Annotated in this window: 14 protein-coding genes; 1 reads left to right on the forward strand and 13 read right to left on the reverse strand. The window is 67.6% G+C overall.

Annotation, left to right across the window (positions count from 1 at the left end):
• Positions 1-79: 79 nt before the first annotated feature.
• Positions 80-1,033, reverse strand: coding sequence for a helix-turn-helix domain-containing protein (locus WKW79_RS20560; RefSeq protein WP_340337058.1), 954 nt, complete (start codon positions 1,031-1,033; stop codon positions 80-82).
• A 109-nt stretch (positions 1,034-1,142) separates the two neighbouring features.
• Between WKW79_RS20560 and WKW79_RS20565 the strand changes: the two genes are divergently transcribed.
• The gene (locus tag WKW79_RS20565; protein ID WP_340337059.1) at positions 1,143-2,192 is read left to right on the forward strand and encodes a helix-turn-helix domain-containing protein; all 1,050 of its coding nucleotides are present in this window, start codon (positions 1,143-1,145) and stop codon (positions 2,190-2,192) included.
• A gap of 10 nt (positions 2,193-2,202) precedes the next feature.
• On the opposite strand, the gene WKW79_RS20570 is transcribed toward WKW79_RS20565, so the two are convergent.
• The 12 genes from WKW79_RS20570 to WKW79_RS20625 form a co-directional block, all read right to left on the reverse strand.
• A complete protein-coding gene (locus WKW79_RS20570) occupies positions 2,203-3,390 on the reverse strand; it encodes a fumarylacetoacetate hydrolase family protein (RefSeq protein WP_340337060.1) in 1,188 nt (395 codons plus the stop codon).
• A 168-nt stretch (positions 3,391-3,558) separates the two neighbouring features.
• On the reverse strand, positions 3,559-7,359 hold the full coding sequence (locus tag WKW79_RS20575) for a molybdopterin cofactor-binding domain-containing protein (RefSeq protein ID WP_340337061.1): 3,801 nt from the start codon (positions 7,357-7,359) through the stop codon (positions 3,559-3,561).
• A 133-nt stretch (positions 7,360-7,492) separates the two neighbouring features.
• Positions 7,493-7,969, reverse strand: a complete 477-nt coding sequence (locus WKW79_RS20580; RefSeq protein ID WP_340337062.1) for a (2Fe-2S)-binding protein — start codon at positions 7,967-7,969, stop codon at positions 7,493-7,495.
• A 13-nt stretch (positions 7,970-7,982) separates the two neighbouring features.
• Positions 7,983-8,690 carry a bifunctional nicotinamidase/pyrazinamidase gene (gene pncA / locus WKW79_RS20585; RefSeq protein WP_340337063.1) on the reverse strand — a complete coding sequence of 236 codons (708 nt, stop codon included), beginning with the start codon at positions 8,688-8,690 and terminating at the stop codon, positions 7,983-7,985.
• A 33-nt stretch (positions 8,691-8,723) separates the two neighbouring features.
• Positions 8,724-9,458 carry an ABC transporter ATP-binding protein gene (locus WKW79_RS20590; protein WP_340337064.1) on the reverse strand — a complete coding sequence of 245 codons (735 nt, stop codon included), beginning with the start codon at positions 9,456-9,458 and terminating at the stop codon, positions 8,724-8,726.
• Positions 9,455-10,228, reverse strand: coding sequence for an ABC transporter ATP-binding protein (locus WKW79_RS20595; RefSeq protein WP_340337065.1), 774 nt, complete (start codon positions 10,226-10,228; stop codon positions 9,455-9,457). Before WKW79_RS20595 ends, WKW79_RS20590 begins: the two co-directional genes overlap by 4 nt.
• Positions 10,225-12,141 carry an ABC transporter permease gene (locus WKW79_RS20600; RefSeq protein WP_340337066.1) on the reverse strand — a complete coding sequence of 639 codons (1,917 nt, stop codon included), beginning with the start codon at positions 12,139-12,141 and terminating at the stop codon, positions 10,225-10,227. Before WKW79_RS20600 ends, WKW79_RS20595 begins: the two co-directional genes overlap by 4 nt.
• Before the next feature lie 48 nt (positions 12,142-12,189).
• Positions 12,190-13,398, reverse strand: coding sequence for an ABC transporter substrate-binding protein (locus WKW79_RS20605; RefSeq protein ID WP_340337067.1), 1,209 nt, complete (start codon positions 13,396-13,398; stop codon positions 12,190-12,192).
• 67 nt (positions 13,399-13,465) lie between these two features.
• Positions 13,466-14,050, reverse strand: coding sequence for an amino acid synthesis family protein (locus WKW79_RS20610; protein ID WP_340337068.1), 585 nt, complete (start codon positions 14,048-14,050; stop codon positions 13,466-13,468).
• A 57-nt stretch (positions 14,051-14,107) separates the two neighbouring features.
• On the reverse strand, positions 14,108-14,752 hold the full coding sequence (locus WKW79_RS20615) for an amino acid synthesis family protein (RefSeq protein ID WP_340337069.1): 645 nt from the start codon (positions 14,750-14,752) through the stop codon (positions 14,108-14,110).
• Positions 14,753-14,762: 10 nt separating this feature from the next.
• Positions 14,763-15,671: a UPF0280 family protein gene (locus WKW79_RS20620; RefSeq protein ID WP_340337070.1), complete on the reverse strand. Its 909-nt coding sequence runs from the start codon at positions 15,669-15,671 to the stop codon at positions 14,763-14,765.
• Between the two features lie 4 nt (positions 15,672-15,675).
• A complete protein-coding gene (locus WKW79_RS20625; RefSeq protein ID WP_340337071.1) occupies positions 15,676-17,283 on the reverse strand; it encodes a 6-hydroxynicotinate reductase in 1,608 nt (535 codons plus the stop codon).
• Positions 17,284-17,363: the final 80 nt, after the last annotated feature.

Here is a 17,363-nt window from a genome sequence, read left to right on the forward strand (position 1 = left end):
AAGCTTAGGAAGATCGATGCGCGGCCACTTGCACTGGCGTGCAAGCGCTATGGGACTTGCGTGCAGACTGCGCGGCGCGTCAGTGCGCCAGGGCTTGCGCCCGGTACTTCGACGGCGTGCTGCCAAAGCGCTGCCTGAACACCCGCGTGAAGTAAGCCGGGTCCGAGAAGCCGAACTCCAGCGCCAGTTGCGTGATGCTCGGCCCCTGCCCGCCCGCATGCGAGAGCACATCGCGGCAGCGCTCCAGGCGCAAGCGCTGCACCATGGCCTGCGGCGTCTCTCCCGCGATCTCGAACGCGTGATACAGCGTGCGGCGCGACACATGGATGGCCGCGGCGATCTGGTCGGGCGAGAGGTCGTGGCGATCGAGGTTCTTGCGCACATAGTCCTGCGCCTCGCGCAGCAGCGCATCCTGCGCGCGTTTGCGGGCCGCGCCGTTGCCGCCATCGACGTGCTGGACTTCGTAGTTCAGCAGCGAGCTGACGAAATCGGTCACGCCCGCCTGGCTCTGCGGCGCGACGCGCTCGCCCTCGGCCCGCATCGCGACCAGCGCGGCCAGCGCCACCGCGGCACCGCCCTCGGTGGGCATGACGCGACCGGCGACGCGCTGCGCCAGCGCAGACAGGCCGTCGTGGCCGCCGGTGTCGCAGACCATCGCGGTGAAGGTCGTGTCGCCTTCCATGCGCATCGCGTAGCTGCGGCTGGCCTCGTAGACCGTCCAGTGGCCGGCTGGCAGGTCGACCGCGCGCGGCCCCGTGTCCAGTTGCCCGCGGCCGCGCTCCTGCCACAGCACCTTGATGTAGCGCTTGCCATCGAGGCGCCGGCAATCCTCGCCGCTCATCGAGGCCGAGTGCGCGCTGGCGCGCACCTGCGCGACCTTGCAGCGCGAGAAGTTGCCGAGCTGTACGTCGGCTGCAAATGGCTGGCTGCGATCCACCGAAATCTCCAGTGGAAAGAAATTGCGCCGGACATCGAAGGCCCATTGGCCCGGGTCGACTTGGGTAGGCGCCGTGACGAAAGCTGCGTGCGTCATCGTGTTTTTCTTGGCCGGTGGCGAGTGATGTGGAATGATATTTAGGTATGAATCAATTCAAATTCATGGTTTCCCCGTGGTTCATGCAAATTCCGGACCACAGCAACAAATGACTGACATTTCCTTCGCCACCCGCACGTCGCGCGATGTCGACGAGCACGCCACGAGCGTGAGCGCCTGGGACCAGCAGTACGAGCAACTGTCGCCCGGCGCCTTCGAAGGCCGCACCGCGGAACTGCGCGTGGGCCCGGTGCAGGTCTTCCATGAATCGGCCAATCGCACGGTGCTCCAGAGCGGAAGCGCGCGCCCCGGCACGCACACGCTCGGCCTGGTGCAACCGGCCGGGGACGCCGGCTGGTTCTGCGGGCATGCCATCGAGGCGGAGCGTTTGCTCACGGTCTCGTCGGACCACGCGTTCGAGCTGATCGCCGGCGCGGGCATGTGCATCTCGGGCGTGTCGATCGACACCGCGCACCTGAGTCGCGTGGCCGCGCAACTGCATGGCAACGATGAAGGGCTGCCATCGCACCCGGGCCCGCGTGCCATCGAGATGCCGGCGCCAGTGCGCGACGGGTTGAAAGCCTTGATCGCGTCAGCCCTGTCGATGGCGCGGCAACAGCCCGCACTGATGCAGCAGCCGGCCGTGCAGCATTCGCTCGCGCAGACGCTGACCGAAGCCGCCCTCGACTGCATTGCACCCGGCCTGCGCTCGGCATCGGTGCGGCCCAGCGCGGCATCGCGCCGGCGGATCCTGCACAGCGCGCGCGAGTACATGCGCGCGCACGTCGACGAGCCGATCACCGTGCCCGAGCTTTGTTCGGCCACGGGCGCGTCGCGCCGCGCGTTGCAATACGCGTTCGAGGAGACGCTGCGGTTGAGCCCCGTGGCCTATTTGCGCGTGATGCGGCTCAACCGCGTGCGCAGCGAGCTGATCGTGCAAACGCATGCGACCGTGGGCGACATCGCGGCGCGCTGGGGGTTCTGGCATCCGTCGCGGTTTGCGTCGGAGTATCGGCGGCACTTTGGGGAGCTGCCTTCGGTGACGCGGGCGAGGCGTGGGCGTGGTCTGCCCAGCTCGCCTGCGCTCGCGCTAAACAGGAGGAATCTGGTCGCAACCTCGCATCACGAAAACGTAGGAAGTCGCCCCCACGTTTCGTGAGAGCGCCGGTCTACAGCAACCCGCGCTTCGCCAGGTTGCGCATCAGCGCCCCGATCCCGAAGGTCCAACGCTCAGCCTGCTGCGAATGCACCACGCGGTTAGTCAGCGCGCCCAGTTCGGGCGCTGACACGGTCACCCAGTCGCCCACCATGTGCGTGAAGCCCTGGCCAGGGCCGTGCCTGTCCTGCGTGGGGGCGAACATGGTGCCGAGGAACAGCATCAGGCCATCGGGATAGTCGTGGTGCCGGCCGATCGCCTGGCTCACGAGGTTGAGCGGATCGCGGCTGATCTTCGCGAGCGAACTCGAACCCTCCATCTCGAAGCCGTCCGGCCCGGTGACCTGCAGGCCGACCGTGGTTTGGCGCACGTCCGCGATGTGGAAGTGCTCGTCGAACAGGCGGATGAAGGGGCCGATGGCGCAGGACGCGTTGTTGTCCTTGGCCTTGCCGAGCAGCAAGGCGCTGCGGCCTTCGAAGTCGCGCAGGTTGACGTCGTTGCCCAGCGCCGCCCCGCGCACGTGGCCTTGGCTGTTGACGGCCAGCACGACCTCGGGCTCGGGGTTGTTCCAGACCGAGCCTTCGTGGATGCCCACGTCCGCGCCGGTGCCAACCGCTGAAAGCACGGGCGCCTTGGTGAAGATCTCGGCGTCGGGGCCGATGCCGACTTCCAGGTACTGCGACCACACGCCTTGTGCGATCAGCACTTCCTTGACCTTCGCGGCCTCCGGCGAGCCCGGCACGATGCCGGCCAGGTTGTCGCCCAGCACGCTGCTCAGGCCGGCGCGGATGGCCTCGGCCTTGGCCGCATCGCCGCGCGCCTGTTCCTCGATGACACGCTCCAGCAGGCTGGCCACGAAGGTCACGCCGCTGGCCTTGATGGCTTGCAGGTCGCAGGCGGCGAGGAGCCACGGCGTCTCTGTGTCGCGCAGGGTTTCGTCGCTGTTGGCGAGCACGGCATCGAGGCTGGCGATGGCGGGCGCCGAACCATCCTTCAGCGCATGGCGGATCTTGCCGACCGGCACGTCGAGTTCGAGCAACTGGCTGACGGTGGGCGCGATGCGCGACAGGTCGTGCAGTTGCCCCTGGTGCACCGCCACCACCACCGGCCCGACGTCCGGCTGCCACAGTCGCCCGATCAGGGTCGCGCGCTCGGCGTCGCTCGGCAGGGCTTGCTGGGAGGTGAAGGTGGCAGTGGGCATGGGTTGTCTCCGGAGGGCGGGTTGGCGAAGCGCGGCGGTGGCCATTCGCTTTGCAATTTGTCGCAAGTCCCGGATTCAACCACGCTCGAAGGCTGCGCGCACGCACGCCGTGCACCGTGGAGCTGAGAACGCACCGTCGACAGCGGCAGGATTGCCAGGACGGTCGTCTCAGCGTGCCGCAGCTTGCCCCGACGGGTGCAAGGCGCGGACGCGGGCGACCTGCGAAGGAAGGTCGGCCCATGCCGGTTGCTGCGGTGCGAAGCGGGCGCGCATGTAGGCGGCCAGTTCGGCGATCTGCCGGTCATCGAGCACGTCGCGGAAGGCCGGCATGAAGCCGATGTCACGCGTGGCAGGCTCGCGCACGCCGTCGAGGATGGTGCGAAGCAGGTTGTCCGGTGTGGCGCTGCTCAGGTTGCTGTTGAGCGCGAGCGGCGTGTTGACGCCGAGCAGGGTCGGGCCATTGCCGTCGTGATGGCAACTGGCGCAGGCGCTGTCGAACATGCGTTGCGCGGGGCCGAGGAGTTGGCCTTGTCGGCTGGCGGCGTTGTCGATGGCCTGCCGGGCCTTGGCCTCGGCTTCAGGTTCGGTCAGCACGGGGTTGAAAGAGGCGAGGTAGGTGGCCATGGCGCGGATGTCCGCATCCGGCACGGCGGCGAGTTCGCGCACCACCTCGGCCATCGGGCCGCCGGCGATGCCGTGCCGCGGACTGTGGCCGTTGCGCAGGTAGCTGTAGAGGGCGTCGGCATTCCATGGCACCGCCGACGCGGAACGCGCGGTGAGCGCGGGCGCCTCCCAGCCGTCGATCATGGCGCCGGACAAGTACGCGGCGCCGCCCTGCTCCGCGCCAAGCGCATTGCGCGGCGTGTGGCAGGCGCCGCAGTGGCCAAGCCCCTCGACGAGGTAGGCGCCGCGGTTCCATTCGGCGCTCTGCGTGGCCACCGGCTGGTAGGGCGCGGGGTCGTGGAACATGGCGTTCCAGAAGCCCATGAGTGGGCGCACGCTGTACGGGAACTTGAGTTCGGACGCCGGGGTTTCGCTGCGCACCGCGGGCTGCGACATGAAGTACGCGTAGAGCGCGGTGAGGTCGTCGTCACTGGTCTTCGCGAAGGCGGTGTAGGGGAAGGCAGGATACAGGCGATGCCCGTCGCGCGAGATGCCTTCGCGCATGGCGCGCTGGAAGGCGCTGAAGGACCATTGGCCGATGCCGGTGTCGCGGTCGGGCGTGAGGTTGGTGGTGTAGAGCGTGCCGAAAGGGGTTTCCATCGCACGGCCACCGACATTGGGCTGGCCCCCAGGGGCAGTGTGGCAGACGGCGCAATCGCCGATGGCGGCGAGGATGCGGCCGCGTTCGATGGTGTCCTGGGTGTAGACCGAGGCGCTGACGGAGACCGGCGCGATGGGGAAGCGCCAGCCGAGCAGGCCGGCGATGGCGCCGAGGCTGCCCAGGACGAAAGCTGTGGCCCAGGCTACTTTGCTCCTTCCCCCGCTGGGGCTGAGGACTGCGGCTCCCGTTCCACCTGCGTGGAACGGGACAGTCCGAAGAGCTGCAGCCTCCGGCTGCTCGCACGGAGGATGGGATGGGGGCACGGCTGCGTCACCCGTCGAGCGTTGCTTGCCCTCACCCCAACCCTCTCCCAGAGGGAGAGGGAGCAAATCCGGTGCACCTTCTGTTGGAGGGAGAGGCTGGAGCGCCGCCAGCACCACCTCCGGCGTGAACGGCGGGGAACGGAAGCGCACGCCCGTCGCATCGAAGATCGCATTCGCAATCGCCGCCGTCCCCGGCACCGACGAGGACTCGCCCGCACCCAACGACGGCTCGCCCGGACGCGGCATGTGGACCACGTCGATCACCGGCACTTCGCGGAAATTGATGATCGGGTAGCTGCCCCATTCGCGGCTCGCCACCACGCCCGCGTTCGGCGTGCCATGCGGCGCGAACCGCACCTTCTCCTTCAGCGCCCGGCTCGTGGTCTGGATCACGTTGCCGTGGACCTGGTGCTCGACGCCCGCGGGATTGATCACCAGCCCCGCGTCATGCCCGACGACCACGCGGCGCACATGCACCTCGCCGGTCTTCTTGTTGACCTCGACGTCAGCGACCCATGCGGCCCACGCCGCGCCGAAGCCGGGCCACTTGCTGTGGATGTAGCGGGCATAGGCCACGCCCTGGCCGAACAGGATGTCGCCGCCGGGGCCGAGCCCGCCATCGGCGTTCTCCTGCGGCCCGGTGCGCATGCGCCAACCGGCCTTTTGCGCGGTGGCGCGCAGCAGTTCGGCGGCACGCTCGTCGGGCAGGCGGCGCAGGCGGAACTCGACCGGGTCGATGCCCGATGCGGTCGCCAGCTCATCGACGTAGGACTCGTGTGCAAACGAACTCGGCAGCGCAGACACGCCGCGCAGCCAAGAGGCGCGCACGATCGGCGCCATGTCGTTGACCTTGACGCGCAGGTTCTCGTAGGCATAGGGCGGTCGCGCGGTGCGGTCGCCCATCTCGAAGGCTTGCGCCACCGGCTCGATGGTGCGTGTCAGCAGCAGCGCGAGCGTAGGTGCGCCGTTCGAAGGGTACGAGGTCTCGAAGTCGTAGGCGGCCACGCTGCCGTCCGCCGCGAGGCCGCCGTTGACCTGCATCAGTTGCGCGGCGCCCTTGGGCTCCCACAGGTGTTCCTGCTCGCGCGTGAGTTGCACGCGCACTGGGGCGTTGACCGCGCGAGAGAGCAACGCTGCGTCGGCCGCCACGTCGTCTGCACAGTTGCGGCCATAACAGCCGGCCGCTTCCATGCGCACCACGTCGATGGCGACATCAGGCAGGCCGGTGAGACGCGCCAGGTCGGCGCGCAGCACGTGCGGGTTCTGCGTGCCGGCCCAGACGGTCAGTGCCGTGCCGCGCGCGTCGCCCTGCCAGTCCGCCAACGCGCACGACGGCCCGATCGACGCATGCATCTGGTAGGGCCATACGTAGGTGCGCGGCATCGGTTGCGCCGGGTTGGCCAATGCCGCATCGACATCGCCTTCGTCGACGAGCAAACGCTGCGTCGAGGGGTTCGCGCGCAGGGCGCCTTCGAGGTCGTCGAGCGAGGGCAGGCCCGGCCAGGCTTTCCAGGTCACGCGCAGTTCACGCAAGGCCTGCTCCGCATGCTCTTCGCGCTCGGCCACGATGCCGACGAAATCGCGAATGACCACGACCGCGCGGATGCCGGGGATGTGCGCGATCGACGCTTCGTCGACCGCCTCCAGCGTGTTGCCGATGAAGTCGCCATGATCCGCGCCCGCATAGGGAGGCCGCACGACACGGCCGTGCAGCATGCCGGGCACGCGCATGTCGTGGACGAACACCAGCTCACCCGCCAGCTTGGCCGGGATGTCGACGCGCGGCACGGACTGGCCGACCAGCTTGTACTCATCCGCATGCTTCAGCCCGACACCCCCCTCCAGCATCTGCACGCTGCGCTGGCCTTGCAGCAGTTCGGCGAATGAGCGGCCGACGCTCGCATTGACGCGCGCATGCACACGGCCATCGGTCACCGTGAGTTCAGCCTCCTGGATGCCAAGCCATTCCGAGGCCTGCGCGATGAGCCAAGCCCGCGCCTGCGCCGCCGCCAGACGCAATGGGGCCGCATGGATCTGGATGGAGGCGCTGGCGATGGTCGCGCCCTGGTTGGGCACGCGCGCCGTGTCGCCGAGGATCACGCGCAGTTGGGCGAGCGGCAGGTCGAGTTCCTCGCAAACGATCTGCGCGAGCGCGGTCTGCAGGCCGGTGCCGAGGTCGACGTGGCCGTTCAATGCAGTCGCGCTGCCGTCGTCCCACAGGGCGAGCAGGACCTCGGGGCCTTCCGCCGGGTTGCCAGGAACGCCGGGCGGCTGGCCGGGGGCGGGCGCGGGCGGAGGCGGTGTGTCGCGGACGATGACGAGGGCGCCATCGGCTTCCAGGAAGTCGCGGCGCGTGCGCGGCAGGTCGGCGCGCCGCGTCATGGTTTTGGCCCCCTCTCCCTCCGGGAGAGGGTTGGGGTGAGGGCACACGGCGATGGCGGAGGCAGTGCATGTGCGACCGCCGCTGCCCTCACCCTGGCCCTCTCCCAAAGGGCGAGGGAATGAATGCCGCCCCTCATGACTTTGCGCTCATCAGGACGGCCGCGCGTCGCACCGCATCCAGGATCTCGACATGCGTACCGCAACGGCACAGGTTGCCCGACAGCTCATCCCGGATGCGCTGCTCGCTCGGCCGCGGCTCGCGCGCGAGCAAGGCCGCGGCCTGCATCACCATCCCGTTGAGGCAGTAGCCGCATTGCGCGGCCTGCGCATCTTCGAAGGCCTGCTGCACCGGATGCCAATCCCCGCGCGAACCCAGTCCTTCCAGCGTCGTGATCGCGCGGCCCGCCACCCCATGTGCCGGAATCACGCAAGCCCGCGCCGCAATCCCATCCACCCACACGGTGCAGGCCCCGCACTGCCCCAGCCCGCACCCGTACTTCGGCCCATTGAGCCCGAGGTCATTGCGCAGCAGTTGCAGCAGCGTTGTCTCGCGCGAAATGCCCGGCGGCTCGACATCGCGTCCATTGACGTTCCATGCGAGCCTGCTCATACGTGACGTGTCTTCAGGCGATGTCCGTGGATTGAATGCGCTTCACCCCCTTGGCCGTCATGTCCTTCCAGGCCTTGGCCAGCGAGCCGTTCAGGTCGATGCCGCGCGTCGCATCCTCGATCACATAGACCTCGAAGCCCGCCTTGCGCGCATCCATCGCGGTCCAGGCCACGCAGAAGTCGGTGGCCAGGCCGGTGACGAACACCGTCTTGATGCCACGACCCTTGAGATAGCCTGCCAGGCCGGTGGCCGTCTTGTGGTCCGCTTCCTCGAAGGCCGAGTAGCTGTCCATGTCCTTGTGGAAGCCCTTGCGGATGATCAACTGCGCAGTCGGCAGCGCCAAGTCCTTGCCGAGGCCGGCGTCGTCGGTGCCCTGCACGCAATGGTCCGGCCACAGCACCTGCGTGCCGTACTTGAGCTTGGTCGTCTCGAAGGGCTTCTTGCCCGAGTGGGTGCTGGCGAAGGATGCATGTCCCGCCGTGTGCCAGTCCTGCGTGACCACGATGTTGTCGAACGCGGGCGCCAGCTTGTTGATGACCGGGATCACTTCGTTGCCGCCCTTGACCGCGAGCGTGCCGCCGTCGAGGAAGCAGTTCTGCACGTCGACCACGATCAGGGCCGAGTTGGCCGCGGGCTTGACCTTGCCGGCGGCGAAGAGTTGCGGCGCGAACGCGACGAGTCCGAGTGCGGCGCCGGCGTGGAGGAAGGTTCTGCGTTGCATGGTGTCGCTCCTGTGGGGTTGAGGAATGAGATATCAAACGCTGAGGTAGGCGCGGCGAACTTCGTCGTTCGCCGCGAGTTCTGTCATGGTCGCCTGGTAGCGGATCTGGCCCTTCTCGAGCACATAGGCCCGGTCCGACACCAGTTCCGCGAAGTGCATGTTCTGCTCCGACAGCAGGATGCTCACGCCCTGCGCCTTGAGCTCCAGGATCATGTGCGCCATCTGCTCGACGATCACCGGCGCCACGCCTTCGGAGGGCTCGTCGAGCAGCACGAGGTACGGATTGCCCATCAGCGTTCGCGCCACCGTGAGCATCTGCTGCTCGCCGCCGCTCATGCGGCCGCCGGGCCGGTTCGGCATCTCGCCGAGGTTGGGAAACAGCTTGAACAGGCGCTCCGGTGTCCACACCGGCGCCGCGGTGCCATCGGTCCAGGTGCGCGCGGGCTGCCTGCCGACTTCCAGGTTCTCCATCACCGTGAGATCGGTGAACACGCGCCGGTCTTCCGGCACGAAGCCCAGGCCGAGCCTTGCAGCGACATGCGGCTCCCGCTTCGAGATGTCATGCCCCAGGAAGCTCACCGCCCCGCGCCGCTTCGGCAGCATGCCGATGAGGGCCTTGAGCGTGGTCGACTTGCCCGCCCCATTGCGGCCCATCAGTGCCACCACCTCGCCACGCCGCACCTCGAGGTCCACGTCGTAGAGGATCTGCGCGGCGCCATACCAGGCACACAAGGACTTGGCCGTGAGCAAGGTCTCGTGGGTGCTCATGCAGCCTCCGCCTTCTCAAAGGTCTTCCCGGTTCCGAAGTACACCTCCTGCACCTTCGGATCGTCGCGGATCTCCATCGGCTTGCCTTGCGCGATGAGTCTCCCGCGGGCCAGCACGATCATGCGGTCGGCATACGCGAACACCACGTCCATGCTGTGCTCGGTGAACAGCACGGCCAGGCCGCGCTGGATCACGAGGTCCTTGGTCAGGGCCATCAAGGAATTGCGCTCCTTGGGCGCCATGCCGGCAGTGGGCTCGTCCATCAGCAGCAGCTTTGGATCGTTGGCCATTGCGATCGCGAGTTCGACGCGCTTCACGTCGCCATACGCCAGCTCGCTGCACGGCCGGTCAGCCTGCGCCTTCATGCCGACCTGGTCGAGCAGCGCCAGTGCCTCGTCGCGCTTGTGGTCCGCCGCGCGGCGCCACATCGAATACAGCTTGCCGTCGTGCGACAGCAGCGCCATCTGCACGTTCTCGGCCACGGTGAGCGAGGCGAAGGTCTCTGCGATCTGGAAGGTGCGCCCCACGCCCCGGCGCCAGATCGCGCGCGGCTTCTGCCCGACGAGTTCATGGCCGTCGAACAGGATCGAGCCCTGGTCCGCCTTGAGCTGCCCGTTGACCATGTTGAAGGTGGTCGACTTGCCCGCGCCGTTCGGCCCGATCAGCGCCAGCAGTTCCCCGGCCGGCAACTCAAAGCTGATGCCGTCCACGGCCTTGACGCCGCCGAAGGACTTGCCGAGGTTCCGCACCTTGAGCAATGGCCCGCTCATGCCTTCACCTCCACCGTTGCAGGCACGTCAGGCTTGCGCCGAACCTTGTCCGCCAGTTGCTTCGCGTAGCCCGCGATGCCCTGCGGGAACAGCAGCACCAGCAGCAGGATGATGCCGCCCAGCATGGCGCGCCAGTAGTCGGTGTTGCGCGCGACCGAATCGTGCAGCCAGCTGAAAGTGAAGGCGCCCACCACCGGGCCGGCCAGCGTCTGGATGCCGCCCAGCAGCACCATCACCAGGCCGTCGACCGACTTGCCCACGCTGAGGCTTTCCGGCGAGATGCTGCCCTTGGAGAACGCGAAGAGCGAACCGGCCAGCCCGGCCACCGCGCCCGCGATGATGAAGGCCGTCCACTGCATGCGCTTGACGTCAATGCCGATGGCGTCGGCCCGCAGCACCGAGTCGCGGCCGGCACGCATCGCATAGCCGAAGGGCGAGAACAGCACGCGGCGCAGCAGGTACAAGCCCGCGCCGACCAGCACGAGCGTGAGCCAGTAGTAGGTGCGCTTGTCAGAGAGCCATTCCGCCGGCCAGACGCCGGTGAGCCCGTTGCTGCCGCCGGTGAACGAATCCCACTGGTACGTGATCGCCCAGGTGATCTGCGCGAAGGCCAGCGTGAGCATCGCGAGGTACACGCCTGACAGCCTCACCGCGAACCAGCCGAAGACGAAAGCCCCGACCGCCGCGACCAGCGGCGCCACGACCAGCGCCAGTTCCATCGGCATCCCACTCGCCTTCACCAGCAGCGCTGCCCCATACGCGCCCAGTCCAAAGTACGCCGCATGCCCGAACGAATGCATGCCCGCCGGCCCCATGATGAAGTGCAGGCTGGCCGCGAACAGCGCGGCGATCAGCAAGTCGATCAGCAGCACCGTCGTGTAGGGCGAATCGGCCGTCAGCAGCGGCATCGCCATCAGCACCAGGCCGATCGCGGCCACCATCCACACATAGCCCTTGCCCGCGCGGCGCAGCGGCTCTTCCGGCATGCCGACATAGCGGCTCGGCGCCTGCGGCCGGCCGAACAGCCCCCAGGGACGCCACACCAGCACGACCGCCATCACCAGGAACTCGACCACCAGGGTGAGCTTGGAGAACGACACGGTGAACCCAAGGATCTCGACCACGCCCAGCCAGATGCAGACCGCCTTGATCTCCGAGATCAGCAGCGCCGCGACGTATGCGCCGGGAATCGACCCCATGCCACCCACGACCACCACCACAAAGGCCGCGCCGATGGTGTTCAGGTCCATTTCCAGCGTGGCCGGTTCGCCCGGCAACTGCAGCGCGCCACCCAAGCCGGCAAGCAACGCGCCCAATGCGAACACTGCCGTGAACAGCCAGGCCTGGTTCACGCCCAGCGCACTGACCATCTCGCGGTCCTGCGTCGCCGCGCGCACCAGCGTGCCCCAGCGCGTGCGCGTGAGCAGCAGCCACAGCAGGCCCAGCACCACGGGGCCGACCACGATCAGGAACAGGTCATAACTCGGGAACTGCCGCCCGAGGATCTCGACCGAGCCCTTGAGCCCCGGCGCACGCGGCCCGAGCAGTTCATCCGGCCCCCAGAGGTACAGCACCGCATCCTTGATGACCAGCACCAGCGCAAAGGTCGCCAATAGTTGGAACAGCTCCGGCGACTTGTAGATGCGCCGCAGCAGCACCATCTCGATCAGCGCCCCCAGCACGCCGACCGCAATCGCCGCAATCACCAGCGCCGGCCAGAACCCCATCCCGCCGCCCAGCCGCTCGACCAGCGTATAGGCCACGTAGATGCCGACCATGAAGAAGGAGCCATGCGCGAAGTTGACGATGCGCGTGACCCCGAAGATCAGCGACAGCCCTGCACCCACCAGGAACAGCGATGAAGCCGAGGACAGCCCCGTCAGGAACTGCAGCAGCAACGACGACAAGTCCATCCGACTCCCTCCCTGTGTATTCGTGCGGCGTCTGTCGGTATGTCGTCGTCAGTCCGCGGCGCGGGACTTCTTGATGTCCGCAGCGCTAGGCTGGAACTTGGCGCCGTCAAGGTAGGTGTAGTCCACCATCACGCCCTTGCCGTTGTCATTCTTCGTCTTGCCGACGAAGGCGCCCATGGTCGACTGGTGGTCTTCGGCGCGGTAGCTGATCTTGCCGAAGGGCGTGTCCACTTGCAGGCCCTTGAAGGCTTCGACCAGCTTCGGCGTCTCCGTGCTCTTGGCCTTGGCAATGCCGGCCGCGACCGACTTGATCATGCTGTAGCCGACCACCGAGCCGAGGCGCGGATAGTCCTTGAACTTCTCGTGATAGGCCAGGAAGAAGGCCTTGTGCTCGGGCGTCTGGATGCCGTACCAGGGGTAGCCGGTGACGATCCAGCCGTTGGGTGTTTCATCCTTCAGCGGATCGAGGTACTCCGGCTCGCCGGTCAGCACGCTGACCACCGCACGGTCCTTGAACAGGCCGCGCGTGTTGCCCTCGCGCACGAACTTCGACAGGTCGGCGCCGAAGAGTACGTTGAAGATCGCATCCGGCTTGGCATCGGCCAGCGCCTGCGCCACCGCGCCCGCATCGACCTTGCCCAGCGGCGGCGCCTGTTCGGCGACGAACTCGACGTCCGGTTGCGCGGCCTTCAGCAGCGTCTTGAACGCTGCCACGGCGGACTGGCCGTATTCGTAGTTGGGGTACACGATGGCCCAGCGCTTCTTCTTCAGCTTCACGGCTTCGGGCACCAGCATCGCGGCCTGCATGTAGGTGCCGGGGCGCAGGCGATAGGTGTACTCGTTGCCACCTTGCCAGGTCATCTTGTCGGTGAGCGGCTCGCCGGCCAGGAAGAAGAACTTCTTCTGCTTGGCGAAGTCGGCCACGGCCAAGCCGGTGTTCGACAGGAAGGTGCCGGTCAGCACATCGATCTTCTCGCGTGCTACCAACTCTTCCGCAACACGCACCGCGTCACCGGGGTTGGCGTTGTCGTCGCGCGTGATCAACTCGATCTTCTTGCCGTTGACGCCGCCCTTGGCATTGATCTCCTCGACGGCCAGTTCCATGCCCTTCTTGTAGGGCTCGAGGAAGGCCGGCTGCGCCTTGTAGCTGTTGACCTCGCCGATCTTGATGACGCCCTGCGCATGAGCGGGCACGAATGCAGCGGTGGTCAGCGCCGCGAGGGCCGCTGCGGTGAAGGTGTGGCGCATGGGGTTCATGAGGAAGCTCCTTGGGAAATGGAAAGACTTTGAATTCGGACTTGACCGTATCGGCACCTGGCGCGCCTCAGCGCAAGCCATCCTGGCCCTTGATCTCGGACACCTGCAGGCCGCCGATGCGCGGCAGCGGTCGGCCGCTGTCGGTGACGGCCACGGCGACGACGATCTCGTTGGCGCGCGGCGCATCGGACACGCGGGCCTCGACCGCATCGAAGTGGCTGCGCACGAAGGCTGCATCCTTGTGGCCCAGCGGCACGTCGATGGCGGTGCCCAGCGTGCCGCGCTTCTTGGCCGAGGGCACCAGCGCGGCGCCCTTCTCCACCGCCACGCGCAAGGGCGCGCCCAGCTTCGGATGCAGGATCGCCGCGGCATGCTCCAGTTCGCCGGACTCGCCGACGATCGCCGCCTTGCCGTAGCTCTGCGCCTGCCCCGGCTCGATGCCCAGCGCCTTCACGCACTTCTGTCCGAGCAGCGCACCGAGTTCCTCGCCGATGGCGATCAGGTCGTCGAGGTTCTCCGAGTAGCGCCCGGCATAGGGGTTGTCGATCACGGCAATGGCCACGGCCCGACGCGTCGGTGGATCGATCGCCTTCCCCATCTCGATGCGGGTCTCGTCCACCTGAACGACGAGCTTGCGAATGTTGGCTGGCATGTCTGTCCTTACCTTTTCATGTCTTCTTTTGCGACTTCTGCGAAACCTCTGCGAAGTTCAGCGCAGCCCGTCCCACTTGCTGATGTTCTCGGCGAGCAGCCCGCCCACGCGCGCATGCACGCGGTACCCAGTCGTCATCGCCAGGATGAACACGATCTCGTCGGCGGCCGGCGCGCCCGGCACGCGCACCTCGAAGGCATCGAACTGGCCGCGCACATAGCTCGCGTTGATGTTGGTGAGCGGCACGTCGAGCGTCGTGCCCGGCGCGCCGACCTTCTTGGTCGAGGGCACGATGGAGAGGCCATTCCCCGGCTGGCCAGTGACCTTCTCTTCCACCTTGCCCGCGCGATAGGCCGCACGGTCGCCCTTCCAGCCCAGCAGTTCGCGCATCGCATAACCGCCCGGCACATGCCACAGCGCGCCATGCTCCAGCTCGCCGGCCGCACCGACGATCGCGCCCTTGCCGTAGGTCGCGATCTGCTCGACACCCACGTCCATCGCGGCCAGCAGCTTGTGCGCCATCTCGACGCCCACCGGGTCCAGCAGGGTCATCATCGGCAGGATGTCGGGCTCGTAGCGGCCCGCGAAGGGATTGGTCAGCACCGCGCCGATGGCGCCCCGCACCAGCGGCGTTTCGGCGCGCGGGCCGAACTCGTGGTGGATCTGCTCGACCTGGGTGAAGACGCGGCGGATTTCGATCATGTGATTGGGGTCAAGCAAATACGGAGCCAACGGCCATCGCCGGCGCCGCATAGGGCACCGCAGCGTTGGAGCATAAGGGTTCGACGAGCCGGTACTGGTTCTGGCAAACCAGCACGGCGGAATGGATGAGGCCGGCCTGCTGCAAGGCCTTCGCGCGCGCCACGCCCGCATCCAGTGCGCGGCGCACCTGCGCGGGCGCCAAGACGTCGACGCCGACCGTGACCGGGATGTCGCCCAGGTCGCTGTCGTCCTTGCATTCGCTGGCAGGGCGGCGATGAATGCCGGCATCCTGCACATCGACCGCGTTGGCGATGATGGTGGTGGCGGCATCGGCTTGCGAGCCGGTCGCGGCCAGCACGGTGACGCTATCGGCAATGCCCAGCGAAAAGCTGCGCCCGCGCCAGCCGCTGGTGGCGACGCCACGCACCGGCATGTCGGCGGTGATGTCGAAGCTGCCGTCGACGTTGATGCGCCCGGTGTCGCGCAAGTCGAAGCGGGAGATATCGGCAAACAGGCCCACGCGTGCGGACTGACCCGGCGCCAGGTGCAACGCGATATCGCCACCGTTGTTGAGCCAGGCGCGTTCGATGCCGGGGCGTAGGTAAAAGCCGATCAGCTCCTGCGCCACCGAGCCGGCCACCGCGGCCATCGGCGTGATGAAGGTTGGACGGAACGGCGCGCAGGCGTTCCACATGCGGCGCGCGACGGGGCCTTGCAAGGCGCAATCCCCGTCCACCGGGCGACGCAGCAACCAAAGTTCGCCGACCAGCTCGCTCAGCACCTCGCGAAAGCGCTCCCACGCGGCATCGTGCGCGGCGGCCACCGCAGCCGCGTCGCCGTATGCCTCGGCCACGATGTCGATCGGGCCGTGGTTCCAGTGCCAGCGGTGGGAGTCAAGCGCAGCGCGCTGTGCAGTCATGCGGCTACCCCAGCATCGGTGGCTGCCCCAGCGGCCACGGGTTGGCATCGTCGATGGCCAGCCATTGCCGCGACAGCGGCGCACCATCGTCCTGCCAGGCGCCTCGCGCCAGGGCCTGTTCCAGCGAAAACACATGTCCCGTGTGCCCACCCAGCGCCGCGTAGTCGTCCAGCCGCATGCTGAACTCGATCGGCGCGACGATGGCCGGCGTCGGCACCGTGCCAAAGCTGTTGTCCGGCATGCGCATCACATCGACCATCACCGTGATGCCGCCGCCCGGCCACACATAGGCCGGCGCGCCGCCACAGGTCACGTTGACCAGCGCCTTCTTGATGGCACGCGTCAGCAGCACCGGGTTCTCGCTGACGCCCGCACGCAGGCTGCCGCCGGCACCGCCAAGGAACAGCACGGTACACAGCGAGGGCTCGCAGTTCTCGCCGATGCGCTGCACGATGCGGCGCACTTCGTCGGGCATCGGTTGTTCGATCGGCTTGAGTTCATCGTCCAGCACATACCATTGCGCGTGCTCGCCGGTGGTCGACGTCATCAGCAGGCGCAGGCCGGGCTTCGCGACACCCGCCTCCCAGCCCTCGATGATCGACAACGGATCGGCAATGTCCGTGCCGCCCCAGCCATCGCCAGGATTCGCGACCTGGAAGTAGCGGCCCGGGGTGGACTTGCGCCCGCGCATCTCGATGCCCGACTTCGGCATGTCCAGGCAGCGGCCGGCCTGGTGCTCGGTGAGCACGCCGGTGATGTGGTCGTCGACCACCACCACCTCGTCCGCCACACCAGCGAACTGCCGCGCAAAGATGCCCACCGCCGCCGAGCCGCAACCCACGCGCATGCGCTGCTCTTCCACGCCGTTGACGATGGGCGCCTTGCCGGCCTGCACCACCAGGCTGGCGCCGCCGTCGATGGTGATGCTCACCGGCTGCTTGTTGCCCAACAGTTGCATCAGCTCGGCCGTCATGCGGCCTTCCTTCTTGCTGCCGCCGGTGAGATGGTGCACGCCGCCGAGCGACAGCATCTGCGAGCCGTATTCAGCGGTCGTGACGTGGCCAACCACTTCGCCCTTGTAGCGGACGTTGGCCTGCTCCGCGCCGAGGAAGCGGTCGGTGTCGATCTTGATCTTGAAGCTGCAGTAGCTGAAGATGCCCTCGGTCACCACCGTCACCATGTCGACGCCGTTGGCCTTGGAGCCGACGATGAAGGGCGCGGGCTTGTAGTCCGGGTAGGTGGTGGAGGAGCCGACGCCGGTCACGAACACCTCGTCGGCCAGCAGCAGGTCGCCGTTCCAGTCGGGGTCTTGCGCGTCCTGCGCCTCCGCGGCGGGGCGCGAGAACGGCACCAGCGCGGCCGAATCCTGGGCCACGGCGCGACGCAGCAGCACGACCGGATCGACCCGCACCAGCGTGCCGGCCCGGTTGGCGTAGCGGTCGCAGGCGCCGGTGCGGCCCTCGGAGATCTGGCACAGCACCGGGCAGGCGTTGCACTCGACCTTGGCGGCGCTCATCTTCTCGTTGCGCAGGGGAGCACGCTCGGGAATGCCGGCGCCGATCACCGGCATGTCCATGCCGGGAAGCCCGTCGGTCTTTGTGTGTTCGGTCATCGTGGAAAATCGCCTGGTTTCACCTGCATCTGGCCTTGACGGACGGTGCTTGTGATCGTCTTGCCCTTTGTGTAGCATTC

This window comes from Variovorax robiniae, from assembly GCF_037889955.1.
GTDB classification, from domain to species: Bacteria; Pseudomonadota; Gammaproteobacteria; order Burkholderiales; family Burkholderiaceae_C; genus Variovorax; species Variovorax robiniae.

What these genes read in the sequence shown, in the direction of transcription:
- WKW79_RS20605 (WP_340337067.1), bottom strand. Translation starts at nt 13,398, where the DNA reads ATGAACCCCATGCGCCACACCTTCACCGCAGCGGCCCTCGCGGCGCTG.
- WKW79_RS20620 (WP_340337070.1), bottom strand. Translation starts at nt 15,671, where the DNA reads ATGACTGCACAGCGCGCTGCGCTTGACTCCCACCGCTGGCACTGGAAC.
- WKW79_RS20580 (WP_340337062.1), bottom strand. Translation starts at nt 7,969, where the DNA reads ATGAGCAGGCTCGCATGGAACGTCAATGGACGCGATGTCGAGCCGCCG.
- WKW79_RS20575 (WP_340337061.1), bottom strand. Translation starts at nt 7,359, where the DNA reads ATGACGCGGCGCGCCGACCTGCCGCGCACGCGCCGCGACTTCCTGGAA.
- WKW79_RS20595 (WP_340337065.1), bottom strand. Translation starts at nt 10,228, where the DNA reads ATGAGCGGGCCATTGCTCAAGGTGCGGAACCTCGGCAAGTCCTTCGGC.
- WKW79_RS20565 (WP_340337059.1), top strand. Translation starts at nt 1,143, where the DNA reads ATGACTGACATTTCCTTCGCCACCCGCACGTCGCGCGATGTCGACGAG.
- WKW79_RS20560 (WP_340337058.1), bottom strand. Translation starts at nt 1,033, where the DNA reads ATGACGCACGCAGCTTTCGTCACGGCGCCTACCCAAGTCGACCCGGGC.
- WKW79_RS20615 (WP_340337069.1), bottom strand. Translation starts at nt 14,752, where the DNA reads ATGATCGAAATCCGCCGCGTCTTCACCCAGGTCGAGCAGATCCACCAC.
- WKW79_RS20590 (WP_340337064.1), bottom strand. Translation starts at nt 9,458, where the DNA reads ATGAGCACCCACGAGACCTTGCTCACGGCCAAGTCCTTGTGTGCCTGG.
- WKW79_RS20625 (WP_340337071.1), bottom strand. Translation starts at nt 17,283, where the DNA reads ATGACCGAACACACAAAGACCGACGGGCTTCCCGGCATGGACATGCCG.
- WKW79_RS20600 (WP_340337066.1), bottom strand. Translation starts at nt 12,141, where the DNA reads ATGGACTTGTCGTCGTTGCTGCTGCAGTTCCTGACGGGGCTGTCCTCG.
- pncA (WP_340337063.1), bottom strand. Translation starts at nt 8,690, where the DNA reads ATGCAACGCAGAACCTTCCTCCACGCCGGCGCCGCACTCGGACTCGTC.
- WKW79_RS20610 (WP_340337068.1), bottom strand. Translation starts at nt 14,050, where the DNA reads ATGCCAGCCAACATTCGCAAGCTCGTCGTTCAGGTGGACGAGACCCGC.
- WKW79_RS20570 (WP_340337060.1), bottom strand. Translation starts at nt 3,390, where the DNA reads ATGCCCACTGCCACCTTCACCTCCCAGCAAGCCCTGCCGAGCGACGCC.